At 65.2% G+C, this 18802-nt stretch carries 11 protein-coding genes; 1 reads left to right on the forward strand and 10 read right to left on the reverse strand.

Annotated elements, in window-relative coordinates; all coding sequences use genetic code 11:
- Positions 1-106 precede the first annotated feature (106 nt).
- From AB0P18_RS07405 to AB0P18_RS07420, 4 genes are all read right to left on the reverse strand, one after another.
- Complete coding sequence (locus AB0P18_RS07405; RefSeq protein ID WP_363359515.1) at positions 107-1372, reverse strand: hypothetical protein; 1266 nt, start codon at positions 1370-1372, stop codon at positions 107-109.
- A 99-nt stretch (positions 1373-1471) separates the two neighbouring features.
- On the reverse strand, positions 1472-2905 hold the full coding sequence (locus tag AB0P18_RS07410; RefSeq protein ID WP_363359516.1) for a hypothetical protein: 1434 nt from the start codon (positions 2903-2905) through the stop codon (positions 1472-1474).
- A complete protein-coding gene (locus AB0P18_RS07415; protein ID WP_363359517.1) occupies positions 2898-4043 on the reverse strand; it encodes a TerB family tellurite resistance protein in 1146 nt (381 codons plus the stop codon). The genes AB0P18_RS07410 and AB0P18_RS07415 overlap by 8 nt, the downstream gene beginning before the upstream one ends.
- 228 nt (positions 4044-4271) lie before the next feature.
- Positions 4272-5231, reverse strand: coding sequence for an O-acetyl-ADP-ribose deacetylase (locus tag AB0P18_RS07420; protein WP_363359518.1), 960 nt, complete (start codon positions 5229-5231; stop codon positions 4272-4274).
- Between the two features lie 220 nt (positions 5232-5451).
- Here AB0P18_RS07420 and AB0P18_RS07425 point away from each other — a divergent pair, with 220 nt between their 5' ends.
- The gene (locus AB0P18_RS07425; protein WP_363359519.1) at positions 5452-6006 is read left to right on the forward strand and encodes a hypothetical protein; all 555 of its coding nucleotides are present in this window, start codon (positions 5452-5454) and stop codon (positions 6004-6006) included.
- A 145-nt stretch (positions 6007-6151) separates the two neighbouring features.
- On the opposite strand, the gene brxL is transcribed toward AB0P18_RS07425, so the two are convergent.
- Genes brxL through AB0P18_RS07455 form a run of 6 tightly spaced genes read right to left on the reverse strand, consistent with a single transcriptional unit; the run spans position 6152 to position 18491 of the window.
- The gene (gene brxL, locus AB0P18_RS07430) at positions 6152-8209 is read right to left on the reverse strand and encodes a protease Lon-related BREX system protein BrxL (RefSeq protein ID WP_363359520.1); all 2058 of its coding nucleotides are present in this window, start codon (positions 8207-8209) and stop codon (positions 6152-6154) included.
- Entirely contained in the window at positions 8206-10539 is a 2334-nt protein-coding gene (pglZ, locus tag AB0P18_RS07435; RefSeq protein WP_363359521.1) for a BREX-1 system phosphatase PglZ type B, read from the reverse strand. Before pglZ ends, brxL begins: the two co-directional genes overlap by 4 nt.
- A complete protein-coding gene (locus AB0P18_RS07440; RefSeq protein WP_363359522.1) occupies positions 10536-13727 on the reverse strand; it encodes an N-6 DNA methylase in 3192 nt (1063 codons plus the stop codon). The genes pglZ and AB0P18_RS07440 overlap by 4 nt, the downstream gene beginning before the upstream one ends.
- Positions 13728-13729: 2 nt before the next feature.
- Positions 13730-17188, reverse strand: a complete 3459-nt coding sequence (gene brxC / locus AB0P18_RS07445; protein ID WP_363359523.1) for a BREX system P-loop protein BrxC — start codon at positions 17186-17188, stop codon at positions 13730-13732.
- Complete coding sequence (locus tag AB0P18_RS07450) at positions 17185-17742, reverse strand: BREX protein BrxB domain-containing protein (protein ID WP_363359524.1); 558 nt, start codon at positions 17740-17742, stop codon at positions 17185-17187. Before AB0P18_RS07450 ends, brxC begins: the two co-directional genes overlap by 4 nt.
- A complete protein-coding gene (locus tag AB0P18_RS07455; protein ID WP_363359525.1) occupies positions 17739-18491 on the reverse strand; it encodes a hypothetical protein in 753 nt (250 codons plus the stop codon). Before AB0P18_RS07455 ends, AB0P18_RS07450 begins: the two co-directional genes overlap by 4 nt.
- Between the last annotated feature and the right edge of the window lie 311 nt (positions 18492-18802).

An 18802-nucleotide genomic window follows, 5' to 3' on the forward strand; every position in this document is an offset into this window, starting at 1 on the left:
GGACTTCGAGAAATCTGGACGCCTCTGGAGCGAGCTCGAGGTACCTGAACCGTCGAGTTTGTGTCTACATCTCAAGTCCTCGAACGAAACGCCACTCCCAGCGAGACTACCGAGCAAGGCGATCCACCCGACCGCTGAACGATTCGTACCACGGCCCCGGCGACCACGACCCCTCAGCCGAGGCCATCGCCTTCGCAACGATTGCCCAGTCCCGCGGCGACGGATGCCGCGGCGACGGCCGTTCGAGGTTGGCGAGCTCGCAGAGCGCCTCGAGCGCGAGATCAAGGTCTCCCAACGGCGAATTGAATCGTCGGACGGATTCCCAAAGCCTGTCGAAGGCGCCATCCACCTCGCCCAAGGCTGCCAGAATGCGGCCGTCCGTGAGCGCGTCGAGTTGGAGGACCCAGCCGGACGCTTCTTTGTACCCGTTGAAGGCGCGAGCATACGCGGCATCGGCCGCGTCGGGCCTCCCCAGTGCGACAAATGCACGTGCGAGAAGCGCTTCAAGCTCCGTCTGGGCGAGCATATCGCGCCAGTAGGGCTGCTCGGTGTTGCCGCCGTACAGGTCGCTCTCGTCCAACTCTTGCGGTCGGTAGGCGTCCAGCAGGAGGTCACTCACGTCGGCGGCTGTGCGGGCTGGGTCGCCTTCGGACCAAAGTTCTGCGATCTCGTCGGCGTAGGGACGGCGAAGCCCGGAGTCGTTGAACTCCGACATGGTGACAGTCGCGACGAGTGATTCCTCGAGCCCCATGAGCTCGTCCTGCCAATGCTCGAGACTTCGGATCTCGTGATCAGGGTCTGCGATGTAGTGCTGCCAGGATGCCTTCGGGTTGTGATCGACGAGCGTGGGACGCGGATCGGCTGCGTCGATGATTGCGCGGAGTCTCTGCTGCTTCGGCTCATCCCACCACGGCACGAAGGACCACCAGGTCACGCTGTCGACGACCTCAAACGCGATGGTCGCCCACTCCGCGCGCCTCAGAGCCGAGTCGATCTGGGGATTATGAGCTTCGATCGTGGCGAGCTCATAGAGCGCCTGTACGTACAGGTCCGGGTCCCAGTGGTCATTTGCCGGCGGTTGAACGGCCATACAGAGTCGATCGATCGCCGCTTCCGGATGCCCGAGGGAGCCCTCGAGACGCGCTTCGGCGAGAAATCTCGCCTGCATCAGATACCACGGGCAACCCATATCGATCTCTGTCCACAGCGCGCGGAGGGCTTCCTCGTTCTTTCCTACGTCGAGCAGCTTTCGCCCTACCCAGGCGGAGCGAGCCCAATCCGGAAGATCGGTGAGCACTGAACGCATTTCTCGGGCGCGCGCGAGCTCTGCCCGCGCGTCATGGAGCGCTTCGCTAACCTGCTCGATGATCACGTCGGGGTCTCCTTGGGGATAGAGAAACATCGGGAACTCTCTGGGATAGCGGCCAGGCGTGATGACATCCGCCTGCCGGCGCGCCGCACGTGTTGACGATCAGCTGTCGCCGGTTCGATCCGAAGGGACTTCTGAGTTCCTGAATCTGCTGTCTCCGGCTATGAGGGCCATCCACTCGGCTTCAAGCGCGCTACCAATGCGTTGCTCGCGAGCAATCGACTCTTTGAGCCAGGCGATCGTTGCGGGCACCATCGCGAGCAGCTGCGGGTAGTTGAGCGCGGCCGGATTCATTCCGAAGACGAGACCCGTCTTGACCAGCGTTCCGGACGTCGCGACAGTGTGGCCGAGCAGAAGCATCGAGCGGAGCTTAGCGATCTCCAGATTTCGCTGGTCGGCGGTCTTCCCAGTCGAGAGAGCGTCGAGCATCCAGTACGCCCGGATGATCACTTCGACAGCCGCGGGGACGATGCCCATCGTCAGAAAGTGTCGGAGGTCGTAGCCGTTTCGGTACATGTCGCGGGCGACGTCCGTCCAGGGCACCTGTGGCCCGTCCTTCCACAGCGCGAACGGGGACTCCGTCTTCACGAGTTGAAGGAGGCTGAACAACGGGGCGGGCAAACCGGCCGGCGTGAAGACATCAGAGAGGAGGTGAGCCACCTGCTTGAGCAACGCGGTCGTAAGGTCGGCCGGCGCCATGTTGGTAGCCACCTGCACAATGTTTCCGAGGTGATCGACGTATGTCCCGGTCCCGCGCATGAGGTCGGCAATGCCCACGAGGAAACCGAGAATGGGATCGTGCCCCGGGCTCATCAGCCTGTGCACCTTCGGGAACATGCCACGTACCGCATCGTTGGTGGCTTTCGTGGTTGGCGCATCGAAGGGGACCTTGGCGAACCCTTCGAACGGCTTGCCGAATCGCTCGTGGAGGGACTTGCTGTTCTCGTTGAGCCAATCCGTCAGCGGTGAGCCCTCGTACTTCTTGCCCATGAACTTGCGGTCGGCGGGGATTCGCACCAGCACAACGTCGAGGATCGTCGCGATGACGCCTGCACCGAGGACGACGGCCCAGTCCGTCTTGGTCCAGCTCACGTCTCCAAACTGAGCGTCGTACTGCTGGAGGCTCGCTCTGATCTGCCCCTCCGGTAGTACCTGGAGAAGCGGGTCGCGGCTCAGGTCAACCTCGAGCATGGCGAGACGGGCTTCTGCCAGAGCGGTGAGGTCGGAGAAGTCGAGTCCTGTCGGCGCGACTGGAAGTCCATGGCCAGGCTGATGAATTGCCCCATTTGAGGGTGCCTCGCTCGCCGGCCCGGTGTCGTGTGGGATGTCCGCAACCTCGATGCCTAGCGCCATCAACTGGTTTCTGACGGAACCGATCTCGTCCTCAATGCTCAAGACCAAGTCATTTACTCGAGCCTCTCGCTCAAGTGCCTCCCGCAGGTCGAAGTCGACGCGATCGAAGGCGCTACGGAGTTCGGTCAACGTCACGTCTTGGTATGCCGCAACCGTCGAAACTGCGGCGAGGGGCTCAGACACCGACAGGCTCACCCTGCTCGAACGCGTCGCGATTGGCTTGCAGGCTTGCGAGTGCGAGTTTGAACGCGGCTAGGTCGGCGCGCAACGCTGCGAGCCGGTGTTCGTTCTGTGTCGTTTGTGCGAGGTAGTCCTCCATGCGGCCTGCCAGCTGGGCGATGTCTTGAGTGAGGTCACCGATTGCCTGCTGGTGGTCCTTGAGAACCTGCTGGATCAGGTGTTCGCGACGATGCCCCCGTTCGCGCTCGTTGATGCCGAGCACCCATCGGGTACCTGCGTACACGCCCACACCGAGGAGCACTGCGACACCGATGCCGGTCGTCATCGGGTTCAGGCCGAGCAGCCCACCGAAGCCGAGCGCTGCGAGCCCAGACGTAATCCCCGCGGCGCCGAGGCCGCTCACGCTTCCCGCGAGACTGACAGCCGCGATCGGTGCGCTAAACGCCGCGGCCTTCGCGAGAACGTCCTTGGTGACTGTCTCTAGCTGGCTGGTCGAGATCTTCCCCGCAAGGAAGTCCTCTTCTGCTGTGACGAGCGTCTTGGTGGCTGCGATCACTGTGTCAGCATCCGCGCCGAACTGCACCTCTGCGATCTTCGCGATCAGCCGATCCTCTTCGTCGGACTGATGCTTGTCAGCGCGAGCGATGCGAAGAAGATCCCTTACAAGCGCAGCGAACACGGCTTCGACGTCCTCGGCGAGGAGTTGACCCTGCAAGGCGACCGCATATCCAACAGCCGAATCCGCGAGTGCTTCTTCGGTATTGCCACCAAGGCTGTGGGCCGTTAGTTCGCTGCGAAGAACTGTGCGCGCTTCGGGCTCGAGCTGAATCGTGGTGGCGAAGAGATAGAGGTTCGCGATCTCGCGGGGGTCAATCGCGGCGTCCGCCAGAGTGAGACGCGCGAGAATGCGGCAGTATGCGAGCTTGGCCTCGGTGTTGAGCGCCGATAGGTCGACACCGTTCTTGTGCTTGCCCTGGAGGCGACCTGCGACGCTCTGCCCAAAGGCAGTGAGCGTCGCGGCCGTCTGACCGGCGGACTTCTTCACGCCCTGCCCAACACCGTCTGCGACCTCTACGGTTTTGACCCAGCCGGAACTCGCAGCGTCCGCGACCTTGCGACCCGCGTTATCAGCGACGTCCATGAGCCGGCCCAAATCCAGTCGTCTTGATTCCGCCATCGCATTCTGCCCTTCCCCATGCGGAAACGATGACTCCTCGGATCCGTCATCCAGAGGCTATCGTGCCCCTCCGACGCTCCCGGTGGACTTTCATCAGAGTCGGTCGAGATGCGCTCGCGGGTCTTCGTCGGGAGGTTGTCGCCGCGCGACGGATTCGGCAGGACCCTGCCATTCAGTCGCGGGGCAAGTGCCTCATCGAGGGAGTGGTGGGGGCGCTTCGATGAACACTCCGCTCCCCCAGCCGACTTCCCACCCCTGTCGGGTGTCGTAGTAGTCCGCGAAGGCGATAGGCACGGCATCCTGCGCCCTGATCAACTGCATGAGCCGGGCATACCAGTCCGCATAGGCGCGGTCCGGCACGTGTTCTTGCACCCAGGGCATAGAAGCGAGGATCAGGTCGGCAACATCGTCCGGGGTGGTAGATCGGTCGACGATTGCGCCCGCGAACTCGGGTCCGCTTCCGGTGCTGTATCTGAGCACCATGTTCTCGTTTCGGTATACGACGTAGCCAGCGGAGTCGTCCGTGGTCGCTGCCTCTGCGATCTCCACGCGCCAGTGCATGCCCGACGGGCTCATGTACGGGAGGAGGCGGAGTTGTTCGTATCCGCGTTCGTGGAGTTGCTCAACGCCGTCGAGGATCCGGAGCGGAGTGACCTCGCCCTGCTTGGCGCGCATCCGCTCGTAGATTTCGTGATCAAAGGCGACAAGCGTGACTGAGGCAACGGCAGTGCGCGCGGCCCAGATCGACTCGAACGCTACGTCGACCGCGTCGCCAATTGGCCATCCGTAGATTCCCGCGCTTACGAGTGGAAACGCGACCGTCTGGGCGCCGATCTCGTCGGCGACCTCGAGGCTCCTCCGGTAGCACGACTCGAGCAATTGTTGATCGATCTGACCTGCGAGGTAGTTCGGCCCGACGGTGTGGACGACCCACTTCGCAGGCAGGCGGCCCGCGGTGGTCCAACCGGCATCTCCGACTGACAAACCTCGCGGGTAGCGGTCCATGCAGTCCTGCAGGATGGCGGGCCCTCCTGCCCTGTGGATAGCCCCATCGACGCCGCCTCCACCGCGCAGCGCACGATTAGCTGCGTTGACGATCACGTCGACCCGCTGCTGGGTGATGTCGCCGTGGAAGACGGTGATCTTTGGCAATGCTGGCTCCTTCGGCGCCACAGGTGGTGTTCGGTCCAGTGTCCAGCATCCCGCCGATTCACTACGGGCATGGACCGCCCGCAGCTATGTCCGGCACCGTTTCGTTCTCGGAGAAAGGGCTCTCACTATTCTGGGAGGGTTGCCGCCTGCCGCTCTGCATCTGGCCTGCGTCAGGAAGCAGGATTTGCGGGCGCCAGGCACGAGCGCCACGAGCTGGGGAGTGAGAAGGCATGCGTCGAACATCAGCAACGGGATCGGCGGCTGGGTGAAGGCCGACGAACTCCGGCGCGTCAAAGCGCTCGCCGGCGAGATCAGCAGTTGGTCGGCGCTGGCGCAGGCGATCGCGGATCACCGCCAGCGCACCGCGCAAGCCGCCGACGCTGTCGTCAATGCGCTGCCAAGCGAGACCCTGAGCATCACCATCCGGGAGTGGAATCTCAGTCAGAGCCGTCAGCAATCTATGCAGCGCAGCCGAATCCTCGCCACCCCTCGCTGGCGCGACAGTGGTTCTCGAGGCCAGCGGTCGATCCGGCTCGCTGGAATTCCCGGTACGAGCCCACGAACTCGGCCGATCGGTCGGCGCAGTGCCGCCCAGATCACCCGCGCCGCGAGCACGGGATGCAACAGACTCCTGCGCGAACACATCGCAACCGTGGTCATCACCGCGGAGGACGTCCGAGAGCTGCCCGATTCGCGAGAGTCGACTCTTCAGCGAGCTTTCCATCGCTCGCCGTCGTCCTGGACCCGTCGACGCGCGACCGGCTTTGCGCGCTGAGTCCTCCCCCCCTCGGCGAAAGGGAGCCTGAAACGGTCACTGCCCGGAGCGGAGGCGGCTTCGAACTATGTCGCGAGATCCATGATCGAGGTCGGAGGAGTCAGGCCCGCGCTACCGCCATTAGCCTGACGAGCCATGAACCGTGTCATTCGTCGAGGGCCTTCACCAAAGCATCCTGGGCATCGCTGTAGAAGATGAACGAGACCTTCGTGGCGACCTCGTCGCTGACGTCGAGGAGTTGACGGCGGGCAGACACCGGCAGGAGCAAAGCGGTCGCCCCCTTCTCCATCGCGTGCTCGGCGAGCTGCGCGGCGTTGAGGACCGTCTCGACACCGCCGCCAAGCGACAGATTGCCGACTGCGATCAGCCCCCCTCGCACCGAACGCTGGAGCATCGCTGAGGCCATCGCGAGCAGAATTGGGAGGCCGAGCCCAGCGCCGGTCTTCGCGGCGTCGAGTGCGCGGACCTGGGCGGTGAGGTTGTGCTCGCGCGGGTCACGGTCCCCGACGAGCTGTCGCGCCTGGGAGATGAGGTTCTGCTCGGCGACCTTGAAGCTCTCGCGAAGCGTGGCGGGCGCGGCCTGGTTGAGCAGCCCACGCGCCCCCGAGCCCGGAGTATCGGCCGCCTCAATCCGGTAGAGTCCCGGCCCGACGTCGCCACTGCCTTCAGAGATCGCCCACACCTGCCCTGGGGGCAAAGGATCGAGGCTGATCGAGTCGGGGCTCGCCAGCTCGGGCGTCGAGACAAACTGCTCGATGCCCTCGCCGAGACGGTAGCCGAACTGCGTATTGCGGAACTCGGCTGCGCCGATGCGGCGCTGCTGTTCCTTGACGCGACGACGACACTCCAGGGCGATGCGGACCGCCCACTCGAGATCCTCGTCGGAGATCGCAGCCTCGGCGTCGGGATACAGGAGTTTGAGCAAACCATCCACCGTCTTGTTGACAGCCGAAAGGTCTCGGCCCGACAGCGCATCGGAGTAGTTGACCCGCCCCTGGATCGACGCGAGGCGTGAATGGTCGCGAAGGCGCGACCAGCACTCCGAGAGGAAGTCGCTGACGAGCCCGAAGTGATGAGTGAAGTACGTCGGGTTGAGCTTCGGAACATCCCAGCCGGGCAAATAGGCGTGGATGCGGTCCATGAACGCAGTGTCATCGCGCATCTCTGGCGGCAGGGGCGACAGCAAGTGCCCAATGCGCTGCTGATGGGCGACGTCCACATCGAAGTTGCCGACGAGGACGATGGAGCCGTCGGCGCGGATGGACTCACGGCCTCGGGAGAACTCGCCCGACTCCATGTAACCCTTCATGATGTTGACGCCGTCCTTCTGGTCGAACGAGACGCCGGACACTTCGTCGAAGCACACGACGTCGTACTGGGCGACGAGGCCGCGTTGACCGGTGGCGTTGTTGACGAACATCCGGGCCACCGTGGCCTTGCCACCCGAGATCAGATGCGCGTACGGCGAGACCTGCTGGAAGAGGTGGGACTTGCCCGTGCCGCGTGGCCCCAGCTCGACCATATTGAAGTTGCGCTGCACAAACGGGACCATGCGCAGGAGCAGGACATCCTGCTCGCGTTCGCTGAGTTGTGCGGGCTCGAAACCCGTCGACCGGAGAAGGAGGTGCTTCCACTGCTCGGTTGTGAACCGCCCGCGGCCTTCGGCGAGCCGCGATAGCGAGTCGCGTGTGGAGAGCTGAATGGGCCGCAGCGAGCCGATGGCGAACGGCTTGCCGTTGTTCTCCTCGGCGATAGCGGCGTCGTAGAACAGGTCGACCTCAGCGTAGAATCCGCCAGTGAGCATGCGTTCGTTGTCACGCACGACGGCGTCGTCGATGCGGACGTCCCGAAGCGCAAGGCTGGGGAGTTCAGCGAGGTAGGCGTTGGACTTCGCATCAAGGCGGGCCTTGACGAGGTCAATGAGCTTGATGGTCATTCGCTCGCGGGCACGAGACTTGAACAGCTCTTCCTCGCCTGCACGCACTGTGCGGTCAGCGAGGAGTCGTCGGACGACCTGAAGCCCCTCTTCGATCTCCTCGGGATCGGTAGTGGCGCAGTAGCGACCGATGAGGAACTCGCCCACGTACGTCGGGACAGGGTACGCGCCCTTGAACTGAAGGGCCAGATCCTTGCGGACGACGTACCCCTCGAACGCCGAGGCCGCCGTCTCGTCGATTTCGTCGAGCGTGATCGCCTCGGTCATTCGATACCTCCCACCGTGGTTTGCGTTTGGGCGAGAACCCCGCCGTTCGGGTCGAGCAACACGACCCACGCCGTCGCACCCGCAGGGGCTTGCTCCTCATCAACGAGCACCTTGACCTCACCCGGCTCGACCGCAGACTTCGGGCCACCGACGGCGCTCGACGCGTCGGCGGGGCGGAGCCGAACCTCCGCGACGATCTCCGCCTCGGCAGGTCCGTAGTCAACTCGGCATCGCTGCCCGGTCCACCGGACGGCCTCGATTTGAACCGGAGCCGCGACGGAGTTACCACGCGTCACGGTGACGACGGGAAGGACGCACTCCTGATGGCTCAGACCACCGTGCTCGTAGAGCCGTCCCGCCTCGAACGCCGCGCTACCCGGAGCACTCACCATGTCTACAGTCGAGTCCCAGGTCCACAGCAGTATCGGGAAGTCGGGGCGCGCCGCCGAAGCCTTCAACCGCGCCACCCGGGGCTTGCGGGACGCGTCGCCCTCGGTGACCTGCAATGGCAAAGTGACCTTCTGTGCTGGCAGGCCGGGCAGGAGGAATCCGTGGTCGGTGACGATGACGACCTTCCCCCAGCCCGCGTCGAGTAGCCCGCGCACCCGCTCCGCGACAAGGTCGAGTTGCTGATCGACGAGGTCAGCGAGAGCGTGCCCGTGGGAGTGGCCGAGCGAGTCGATCGAGTTCGTCTGCGTCCATGCCTTGCCGCTCGGATCTCCGACCTCGGCGGCGTCCCACTCGAGGAACTGAACGTTCGCGCGTGCGAGCGCCGAGCGCAGGACTGGGCCTTTGAGGGAACGGCCCTGATCATCGGCCGCGTCGAAGGCCGCGCCGCCTCCTATTGCAATCGCAATAGGAGCGACCGCCGGCTGCCCGGTCGGCGTGACACTGGGGAATGCGGCCAGTCGCGTGGCGACGGTGGCGACGAGCGGTGATAGTCGACGAGCCACGCGTGTGGCGAGGTCGAAGCGCAGCGCATCGACGTAGACGACGACGGTTCCCGCGTCGATGTCGAGGCCCGATTCTCCGGCATAGCCAGCTACCGCGGCCGCCTGAAAGGCTCGCGCGGAAGCGTCGACCCACGAGTCATAGAGCGCCCCGAGCGCCGTTGCGACCGCGGCTCGATCTTGAGCGGTCTTCGCCGACGCAATGGCCCGCAATGCGAGGTCGTCGATCAGGTGTCCGTCATCCCCGTACCACCTGACCTGAGCCATGAGGTCTGACGCGGACGACGCCGTCGCAACGCGATCAGCCAGTTCGGCAAGGTGTCCGACGGCCCGCGCGAGCGGAGCCTGCCCAAGCACGGCCCAGACGCTCTCCTCGCGCGCAGAGTGCGCCGTGGCGAGTTCGACGATCCGGTTGCGCGGGTCTTGATGTGTCGCAAGCGCACCGAGGGCAGCCCGCAGCGCTACTTCCTGGTCCCGGTTCCAGGAGGGCCAGGAGTCGGGGTGTGGGTCGGTGTCTCCGAAGAGCGGCACTACGGAGGGACGCGCTTCGTCGAGGAGGCTCGGGAGGTTCGGATAGCGCCCAGGATTGTCGGCGAACCGCTGCCAAACCGCTTTCCACTCCCCCGCTCGGCTTCCGAGCTTGCTCGCCGCGGTGAGTGGGCCGTCCTTCTCGGGATTGAACCCATAGGTGTCCTTGCAGGACGCTACGAGGGCCTTCCACCGCACGCCGGTATGCGAGGCGCGTGTGGCTTCGGGATCGTCCAGCCACTCGAGGAGGGTGCGAACGTGGTCGTCAAGGACGAGGTGCCGTAGACGGGCGGAGTCGAGCCTCCCCTTGCGCCGGAGGTCATCGACGTCTTCGAGGAGGAGCTTGTCGAGCACTTCCCCAAGGGCGTCCCTCGTTGCGGTGTCGCCGGCGAGGTCGAGTCCGACACCCTGCTTGGAGGCGAGGAACGAGTGCGGCGTCCACGGGGTCTGTCCGATGGCGGAGGGCCACCAGTTGGAGCGGATCGCGACCTCGGCGAGTGGCGCGAGCGAGTCGTCGAGTGCTGACGCCTCGACGACGGCGCCTCGGCTGATGCCGGGGAGGTAGATCACCCATGGGTTGCGCTCATCGCGCTCGGCAAGATGCGTCGGCAATTGAGCTGCATCTGGTGAGGCGAGCACAGCCCGGAGCCAGAGCGCCGGGCCTTGCGCGATTGCGGGGGTGTACTCGCCGAGGACGAGGATGGGCACCGCCTCCTGCAGGCTGCGGATTGCCGATTCCCAGGCGCGGTCGGGGTCGACCCACAGCACGGCGGCGGGCGCGCAGTTCACGCCCGCGTTGAAGGTGGCGGCGTCACGGAGCGCTTTGGCGACGACGGCACGGACGAGCGTCATTCGGCAGCCTCCGCCTCGCGCCGGGCCGCACGGCGCTCCTCAAGGGGCACGTGCAAATCGTTGTGCCGTTCTGAGCCGTCGGGATTCGTCCCGCGGTCCTTCCTCCAGTGGACGTTGACCTTCGACCGGAGAACGCCGGCAGTCACGAACGGGCGGATGTTGAGCCGGACGCCGTCATCGATGTCCGGTTCCCAGCCGTTCGGCTGTTGGGACACCGGCTTCCAACGCACGTAAATGTCGTGGGGCGGTGCACCTTCGAGGATGAGCTGGAGCCTGCGCTGGAGGTCTTCGGCGGCGGCGAGGCGAGCATCGGCACCAGGCCTTTCGGCGCGGGTCTCGTGCTTCTGGCGGTCGATCCAGGAGCCGAGGGAAGTGAAGGTCAGCTTCTCCAGCGTCCGCCGATCGAGCTTGTGATAGTTGACGATTGCGGAGAATCCGTCCTTGCGGCCGTCCCAGATGTGCCACAGAAACGGCCTGTTGTCGAAGATCTTCACATGCTGCCCAAAGAAAGCGTCGCGGAGCCAGTCCTCCAGCCGCCCATTCTTTCCGCCGGCCTCGATCACCAGCTTCCGTTCAAGCGCACCAGTCCACTCACTGCCATGTGCGGCTGCAAGCACCTCGCGGAGGCGTGTAGCTAGATCCGGCTCACCGGGTAGCGACATCAAAGCTGCGATGCCGTCATCGTCGGCAAAGGACTCAAGATTCTCCGAAGTCTGCTCGGGCCAGTGATAGCCAAGCACGTGAGCAACGGCCACCTGGAGCGGCTCGCTCGAACCGGGTACTGCCCCCGAGAACCCCCACTGAGTGGGGTCACTTGTCACGGCTGATGGCAGTGGCCCCAAATCGTCGGCAACTGACCGCCATCGATCGATGTCGAACGGCACCTTCACCAGGGTTGAGTTCGTTACCTTCAACGCTGGCTCAATGCGCCGTACGTCGCGGCAATATTCCTCGGAGGACAAGTACGCGTAGATGGCAGGGAGGTCCTCTGGGTTCTTCGGCACGACAGGCGAAGCATTCGTATCGAACAGTTCGCCGAAGTAGAGCGTCACCGGAAGCGCCCTCATCTGGCTCACAAGTACGCCGCGCTTACCCCAAGCGGACCTGCCGACAATGCGCGAACCTGGGCTGTCGACCATCGGCCCTTTGCCGCCGCGCCAGTCGACGACATATGACCGTCCGCCATAGGGCACGACGTCATCGACCGAGCTCGCAAAGACTGTCCACCTCTGCCGGTTAAGAACCTCCCAGAAGCTCCGTCGATACCGGCCATCGTCCCCAGTCTTGATCCCTTGGTACGCATCTGCGTAGTTGCCGAGCAGGGCTCCGTTGAAAACCGTCGTCGAGATCCGGTGGTCCGGTGCGGCCAGGGCATCTTCCGCACTGACGGCAGAGAAGGCACCTTCACGGAGCACAATGGATTTCTCATCTGGCCGCCGGGGTTCAGCGGCATCGAGGAACTGGATCCTCTCGCCTGCAGTACTTGAGATCAGGTACAACGCAACGAAAGCACCTGCGGCGGCCGAACTGGTGAATGCTCCCTCACCAAGACGCGCTACAACACCGATCGACCGCTCTGTCAGGAGCCGCTCCCGAAAGTCTGTGTAGGTCGTCTGACTAAGCCAGTTCTGTGGCGCGACAACGGCGAGCGTTCCCCCCGCCTCAAGCAAGGCCAAGCATCGCTCGATCATCGCCGTTGCGATATCAGAACGCGCGAGCGGGTAGAACATGTCGATGTGGGCCATTAGAGGCCCGTCCATACGATTGCGCTGCAAATACGGCGGGTTGGTTGCGGTAAGCGTGTATGACCCGCCGAGTAGCTCGGCGGCTTGAAGGACGTCTTCAGCGGTATGACCCAAGACGGTCTCTTCCTGGGCCTCAGCTCTTACCGCTTGGGCCAGGAGCTCTCGCAGTTGATGCCAATCGACGCTAATGCCGCCATCAACTCCCAACAACGCTCCACGTGCCCGGGCCGGCCGAGGGTCGATCAGCGATCCCAAGTACTCAGCCGAGCGGAATGTGCCGTGTAGGCGACCCATCGCATCACGAAGCACCTCACTGTCCGCGGCTATGGACTCCCATTCCTGTCGCGGGCTTCGCACCGGCACACCCGAGCACGCGATTTGCGGAGCAGGGAGTTCTCGGAATCCACCCTGCTTCCACGCTTCGAGGGCGACGTTGAATGTGGCGATCTGGGTACAGCGGGGGTCGAGTTCGAGTCCGTGGAGGTTGTCGCGGAGGACGGCGTCCTGCGCGTCTGCCGGCGTAAGGCCCTCCTCCTCTGCGCGCATGCGCCAGAGCATCCCGAACATGGCCACGAGGAAGTGACCGGAGCCGCAGCAGGGGTCCATCACCGTCACATTGGCGACGCGCTCGGGCCACTCGCTGAATGTGCCCGCGGCCGGTGTGCCGTCCTCATCGAGGCGCAGGTACTCCCAGCCCGAGATGAGCGGCGAGCTCGGGTGGCGGGCGGCCCACCACGCTCCGAGTGAGTTCTCCAGCAGGAACCGCACCATGTAGTTCTCGGTGAACAGCTGTGTGACGGGAGACAGGTCGGCCCCGCCGATCTTCACGCCCGAGTCGTTGACCCGCTTCTTCTCGGCCGTCTGCCAGAACTGATACACCCAGCCGAGCGCATCCTCGGTCGTGAACACCTCCGAGGGAATGTCGAGGAGGAGGCGCTCCAGCGCGTTGCGGTGTTCGGCTGCGAACCGCACTTGTACCGCAGGGTCGGTGAGGCGGAACACGCCGGGCAGAATCTCAGACGCGAACCGCGCCGCAACGGACCACGCGTCCGGCTCGCCAAGGTCGGACGCGATATCGCCGCAGTCCTCCAATGACAGCGGGATGTCACGGTACTCCGGATGCCGGAGCAGGCCATTGACTTCCAGGAAACGCGCGAACAGCAAGCGGTGCCATTGCTCGTAGGCGACGTCGTGCACCAGGTTGGTGAGCGGTGATCCAGCGCGCGCGGTGTCGTCGCCGAGCTGTCGCGCCTTGTCGCGGAGCGCTAGGCGGAGCTTGTTCTGCTCCTCGTTGAGGTAGCCCGGGCGACTCAGCTCGGCCACCGCGAGTGCGCGCAAGGAATCCTCGGCCGCACGCTGCGCAGCCGCACGGGCGCGTTGAGTCTGGGTATCGAGGAAGCGCCGCTGATCAGAGTTCAGGAACGTGGTCGTCGCCGCGGTCATGTTCAGCCCCTCACCACAACGGTGTCGTTGCCGCTGTTCAGGGCATCAAGAAGCTGATCGCGCAGGTCATCGATGTACCGCTCAACATCGTCCGCGTTGCTCAGGCTCGCCGTCGACACCCGCACCGTGGTCGTTTTGGCCGCGGGCGTCGTGAGCTGAATAGCCGACTCCAGCACCCGTGAGGCCCGCTGCGGGATCGCATCGAGTTCGGCGGTCCATCCCTGGAGCGGCCGAGCCTGCGCGGCCGCGAGCACAGCCGATGGGTCGGCAAGGTTCGGCTCCGCCTCGGTGCCCAGGTGGTGTTCCGTGAAGAGAGACTCGCGCTGCGCCTCGTTGAGAACCATCCACGCGGGCTGCTGTTGGAGGCTCGCCACAGCCCTCGCCCGAGCGTCGCTTAGGGCCACCGCTGCGTCGTGGATCGCGTCACGAAGGGCGTCGGCGAGGTCCTTGACAATTGGGGCGACGGGGTCTGCGTCGGCGAGGAGATCACGGCTCGCGGCCAGTGCATCGAGCCGGTCGCGGGCCACCGATGCGGGGGCCAGCCCAGCTGTCGACGTCGCAAGCGAACGCGCCAACTCGAGCGAGGGCGTCCGGCTCTTGAGTCTCCGCTCGAGGTCTTCGAGCCGGTCGTTGAAGCTCATGAGGTCACTCTTCGCCGCGAGCAGGGCGTGCACGCGATCGTTGCCCGACGCGGTCACGATCACTTGGATGTTGCCGGGCACAGTAATGTCCGGAAGCGGAGCCGGTCCGCTCACACCCTTCGCGCGATAGACGAGCGACTTGACGGCCTGTTCGACCGCCGAGACGAGCCCCTCGTTGTCGGTCGGGAACCCGAGGTCGCTAAGCATCTGCCGCGCCTGAATCTTCTCTGCCGGCTTGAGCACCGTGACTTCGCGGCGGAGCTGCACATTGCCGAGGCGGGTCTGCTTGAGCACGTCGGCCGTGGTCGCGTCGCTTCCGTTGAGCGTCGCACGGATCACGCCGGTATCGAGGAGCACGCCGAGTGAAGCCATGAGCGCGTCGCGCGGCCAGCCGAGCGGCTTCGACGTGACGGCCTTCTCGACGTCACTCGCGGACGTGCCTGCCGGGCCGACGCGGTTGAGGACTTCCTTGACGACACTATGCTGCTCGGGGTCGGCGTCGTGCTGGACGGCCTTGAGCGCGTCGGCCGCCGATCCACTCCGCACGCGCGCGATGACCTGCGGCCACCGGTTGTCGTCGGCTTCGGAAAACCGCGGGAACATGCGGGTCGCGGCGGACTGCGCGCCGGCCTCGATGCGCTCGCGCAGCGAGAGCCCGCTTGGGGCCGTGCCGCCGCCGAGGAGCACGTTCGCCTTGGAGATCACGTCACGGACGTGGGCGTTCACCTGGTCCGTCGCGCGGTTGAGGCGGGTCTGCATCGCGCTCCGGGCCTGCTTGCCCTCGTCGTCCTGCGGGATTCCCTGCTGATCGATCACACGCTGCGCCGCGATCTTGCTGCGAACCGCTGCCGCGAACGCCGGAGCCTGAATGCGGGGAATGTGGACGAGGACGATTGGCGACTCGACGCCGAGGCTGCGGGCTGCCTCGTCGAACTGCTTCGCTGTGATGCCCTCGTCCCACTCGGAGCGGAGCCACACCGGGATCGCCTCCGAGTCCGGCGGGAGCGAGGCGTCAGCGTGCAGTGCGAGCTTGCGCGATTCCTTGGCGCGACCCTGCTGGATCGTCGCGGGCAGAGCCCGGTTGACCTCCACGATCAGCAGCGAGTCGCGCTCGGTGCTCACTTCGCTGTCGGTCACCTGTGCGTGGTGCCTACGCAAGGCCTCGTCCCACTCCCTGCCCGCCTTGGTCTGAAGGCGGTACTCCTCGCCGTCCTGCTGGAGCACGCCCTCGTCGGCGAGAGCCTCGAGCACGACGGGTACGAGCTGCCGGAGCCGGTCGCCATCATTGGCAAGGTCCTCGATGAGGAGGTCGACGACATGGTCCACCGTCGCGCGTACGCCGATGTCGCCGTGACCCGATGTCGGGAGCAGACCGATGAGGTGGATGAGGCCGAGGATGCGGCCGCGCAGCGGGTCCTTCTGCCCCTGCTGGTGGATGAGCGTCTGCGTCTCCTTCAGAAGCAAACCCGCGCCGTTTAGGTCTTCGTTCTTCTGGGAGTAGAGGAAGTCCGCTCCCACAACGGTGCCCACCGACTCGAGGGCAACTTTGCGGTTCGCCTCGTGCACGATGCGGAGCTGGGAACGCAACTGACCAGCGCGGCCGGCGTCGGCCTGGCGGAGCACGCTCTCCCAGAACCGACGGCGCACTGGAAGCAGCGGGTAGTCCTCGGCGAGGTCCTTGTCGTCCGCCGCGGTGTGCTGGATCTTGCTGCCGATGAGCTGGCGGGAAATCTGCCCAGATACCGAGGAGAGTGCACGGTCAAGCCCCGCCTTCTTGGCGGGCTCCTTGCTCAGCAGCACGCGGCGGACGACCGCGTCGACGTCCTGGTTCTTGAGCACGACCTTTACTGTGAAGCGATCCTGGATCTTCTGGAGCGTGGAATCGGCCGTTAACTCCTGCTGGCCCGTGGCAACGATCAGCACTTGACCGTTGAGTTCGCGCGACACCGACTCGACGAGGTTCTGCACCTCCATCGCTCGGCCGCCGTCGCCGCTGATGTACTGCTGCACCTCGTCGAGGACGATCAGCGACGGCGGGATCTGGCCATCGCCGAGGTACTGAAGGATCTTCTTCAGCAGCGCGATCGTCTCGTCCGTCGAGAATGAGCGGGTGTCCGGCGGGAACTGGTTGCGCAACGCGGCGCGCACCTCCCGGGCGGACGACGCGAACTGCGGGTCAGCGGCGATGATCGCGTTCGCTAGCAGCGTGCTGAGGTTGTATTCGCCCAACTCCTCGACGAGGTCGCCTCCATTCGCCATGACGTGGTCGCGCACGGCATCCAGGTGACCGTTACCCGCGAGCCACAGCGCGACCTGGGCAGGCGCGACGCGCGTGGGCAGACCTGCGGCCCCGAGGACGATGGAGAGGAACACCGAGTTGAGGGTGTCGCCGCTGCGGTCGAGCGCGCCTGCTGCCGCCCACGGTGCGGCACCGTCGCGTCGACCGAGCGTTGTCAGCTCAGTCAACTGGTCCTGGATGCCCTGCGGGATGTTCGTCAGACCGCGCGCCGTCGCGCCGTTCGGGAACTTCGTGTTGGCCCAGAGGTGCTGGAGGACGCGGACGAGGTGGGACTTACCGCTGCCGTAGAAGCCCGACACCCACACGGCAGGCTGCGTCGTCTGATTCCGATGCCCTGTGTAGGAGTCGAGAATTCGCTGGAGGCCGTGTTCGTACTCGCCCTCGCAGACGAAGCTCTCGAGCTCGTACTTGAGGACGTCCCACTGGTTCGAGTCCTCGGGCCGGTCCACGTTGGTGACACCGTCGTTCGGAATCTCGAAGCTCAGCGGCGGCCGGACGAAGAGGCTGTTGTTGGTCGTCACGCGATGTCCTTCTGCGGATCGATGACACGAGCGCGGTAGTTGAACCCGTCGCGCGCGTCGAGCAAACGAAATGAATGAGTCTCCGGGTCGTGAAGTCCGGGAAAGAGCACGAGGAGGCGTCCGTTCACCGCGGAGTCGACGGACTTGATCACGCTCGACGCTCGCAGGAACGGGAAGATCGAGCCGATACCGAGGAGCGCCACGACGGCGTTCGCGGGAGCCGCTTCGAGGGCTTCGCGGATGCGGGTGACCAGTCTGGTCTCGAACTGGTCGAGGATCGATTGCGTGAGGTCGCTCGGCACCTCGTAGAACGCCTCAGCGTGACGGTGCGACGACACCCAGTGGCCGAAGTCGTCGGTGACGTCGACGACGACCCACCCGCGACCCGCCTGGGTTGTCGCCAGCTCCATGCTCGGGAGCGCGTGGCGGATCTGGCGTTCGAGGTCCGGCTGGTAGACGAGCATCCAGACCCGCTCGCCACCTGAGACGTTGTCCTTCCAGGTCAGGGACAACTCGGCCTTGTAGGCATCGACGAGATCGGAGACGCGGCTCATGCGTCACCGCCGAGGGCCGGGAAGGACACGTCGACTACGTTGCCCGCGACGAGCAGGTCAAGGAGGCCCTGTGTATGTGCGTCGCGCAGCGCCTCCAGGGTGCGTCCGGGAACGAGCCCCAGAATCTTCGACCACGGGTTGTCGAGGACACCGAGACCACGCCCGCCGGCGAGGTGACCGAGGTAGGCGGCATACCCGATGGCGGCCGGTCGGGCTTCCACCAAGGTCCGCACCTTCTTGGAGCGACCGGCGAGATGACCTGTCTGGGTCCAGCAGGCACCGGTGTTGCGGCCAGTCTTTCCGAGGGTTGACTCGGACATCTCATTGCCGAACTGCGCGGCGACCGCGGCGGTGAGGTCTGCCGATGTAACGGCCGATCCCACCGGGAGGTCCGCGATCGCGGCGAACGAGGCGCGGAGCACCTCGTCGCGGGTGAACGCCAGCAGCCCCGCCAGGAGCGGGTGCGACGACGGATCGATGTCCCAGAAGTGCCGCAGCGCGGCAAACTCAGGACGGGCCGGGTCCAAGAAGTACAACTCGCGCAGGTGGCGGAATGAACGTTGCCGACCGGCGTGGGTCGGACGTCCGAGGGCGTTGCCCTCGACGACGGCGTCGCGGTAGTGCTCGGCGGCAGCAGCGGCAGGTACCTCGCGGAGCAGCTCGATGAGGTGGGGGATGCCGATGGTGTGGCTTGCGGTCGTCCGCAGCTTGCCGAGGGCGAAGTCGCGGCCGACCGCATTGGAACTCATCATTGGCGAGCGCTCTCCCAGGTCCGGCGGGTGCGGAGCATGCCGCCGTGACATCCGCGCCACTCTGATTACGTGTATCCCTAAGGCTACCGAGAAGCGCCGACAATCCTGCGTTCTACGGCTGCGGCGTGGTCGCGGCCAGGGCCTGCGATCCGCATAGCGCGTCCGCAAGGCCGACGAGTGTCAACTGCGAAGGGTGACTGCGTATAGGCGGCCAATGCCACCCGGGAGCCGGCTCCTGCGCGCGAGCGATGTGCCCTGATTGTGTTCGTCGTGCGCAACCTTGTGCGGATTGTATGGCTGGCAATCTT

Origin of the sequence: Microbacterium sp. NPDC064584, from assembly GCF_040687315.1 — a bacterium.
Taxonomy (GTDB): Bacteria; Actinomycetota; Actinomycetes; order Actinomycetales; family Microbacteriaceae; genus Microbacterium; species Microbacterium lacus.

Excerpts from the sequence above, each read along its gene's own strand:
- AB0P18_RS07415 (WP_363359517.1), bottom strand. The coding sequence starts at position 4,043 with ATGGACGTCGCTGATAACGCGGGTCGCAAGGTCGCGGACGCTGCGAGT.
- AB0P18_RS07440 (WP_363359522.1), bottom strand. The coding sequence starts at position 13,727 with ATGACCGCGGCGACGACCACGTTCCTGAACTCTGATCAGCGGCGCTTC.
- AB0P18_RS07455 (WP_363359525.1), bottom strand. The coding sequence starts at position 18,491 with ATGAGTTCCAATGCGGTCGGCCGCGACTTCGCCCTCGGCAAGCTGCGG.
- AB0P18_RS07450 (WP_363359524.1), bottom strand. The coding sequence starts at position 17,742 with ATGAGCCGCGTCTCCGATCTCGTCGATGCCTACAAGGCCGAGTTGTCC.
- pglZ (WP_363359521.1), bottom strand. The coding sequence starts at position 10,539 with ATGACGCTCGTCCGTGCCGTCGTCGCCAAAGCGCTCCGTGACGCCGCC.
- brxL (WP_363359520.1), bottom strand. The coding sequence starts at position 8,209 with ATGACCGAGGCGATCACGCTCGACGAAATCGACGAGACGGCGGCCTCG.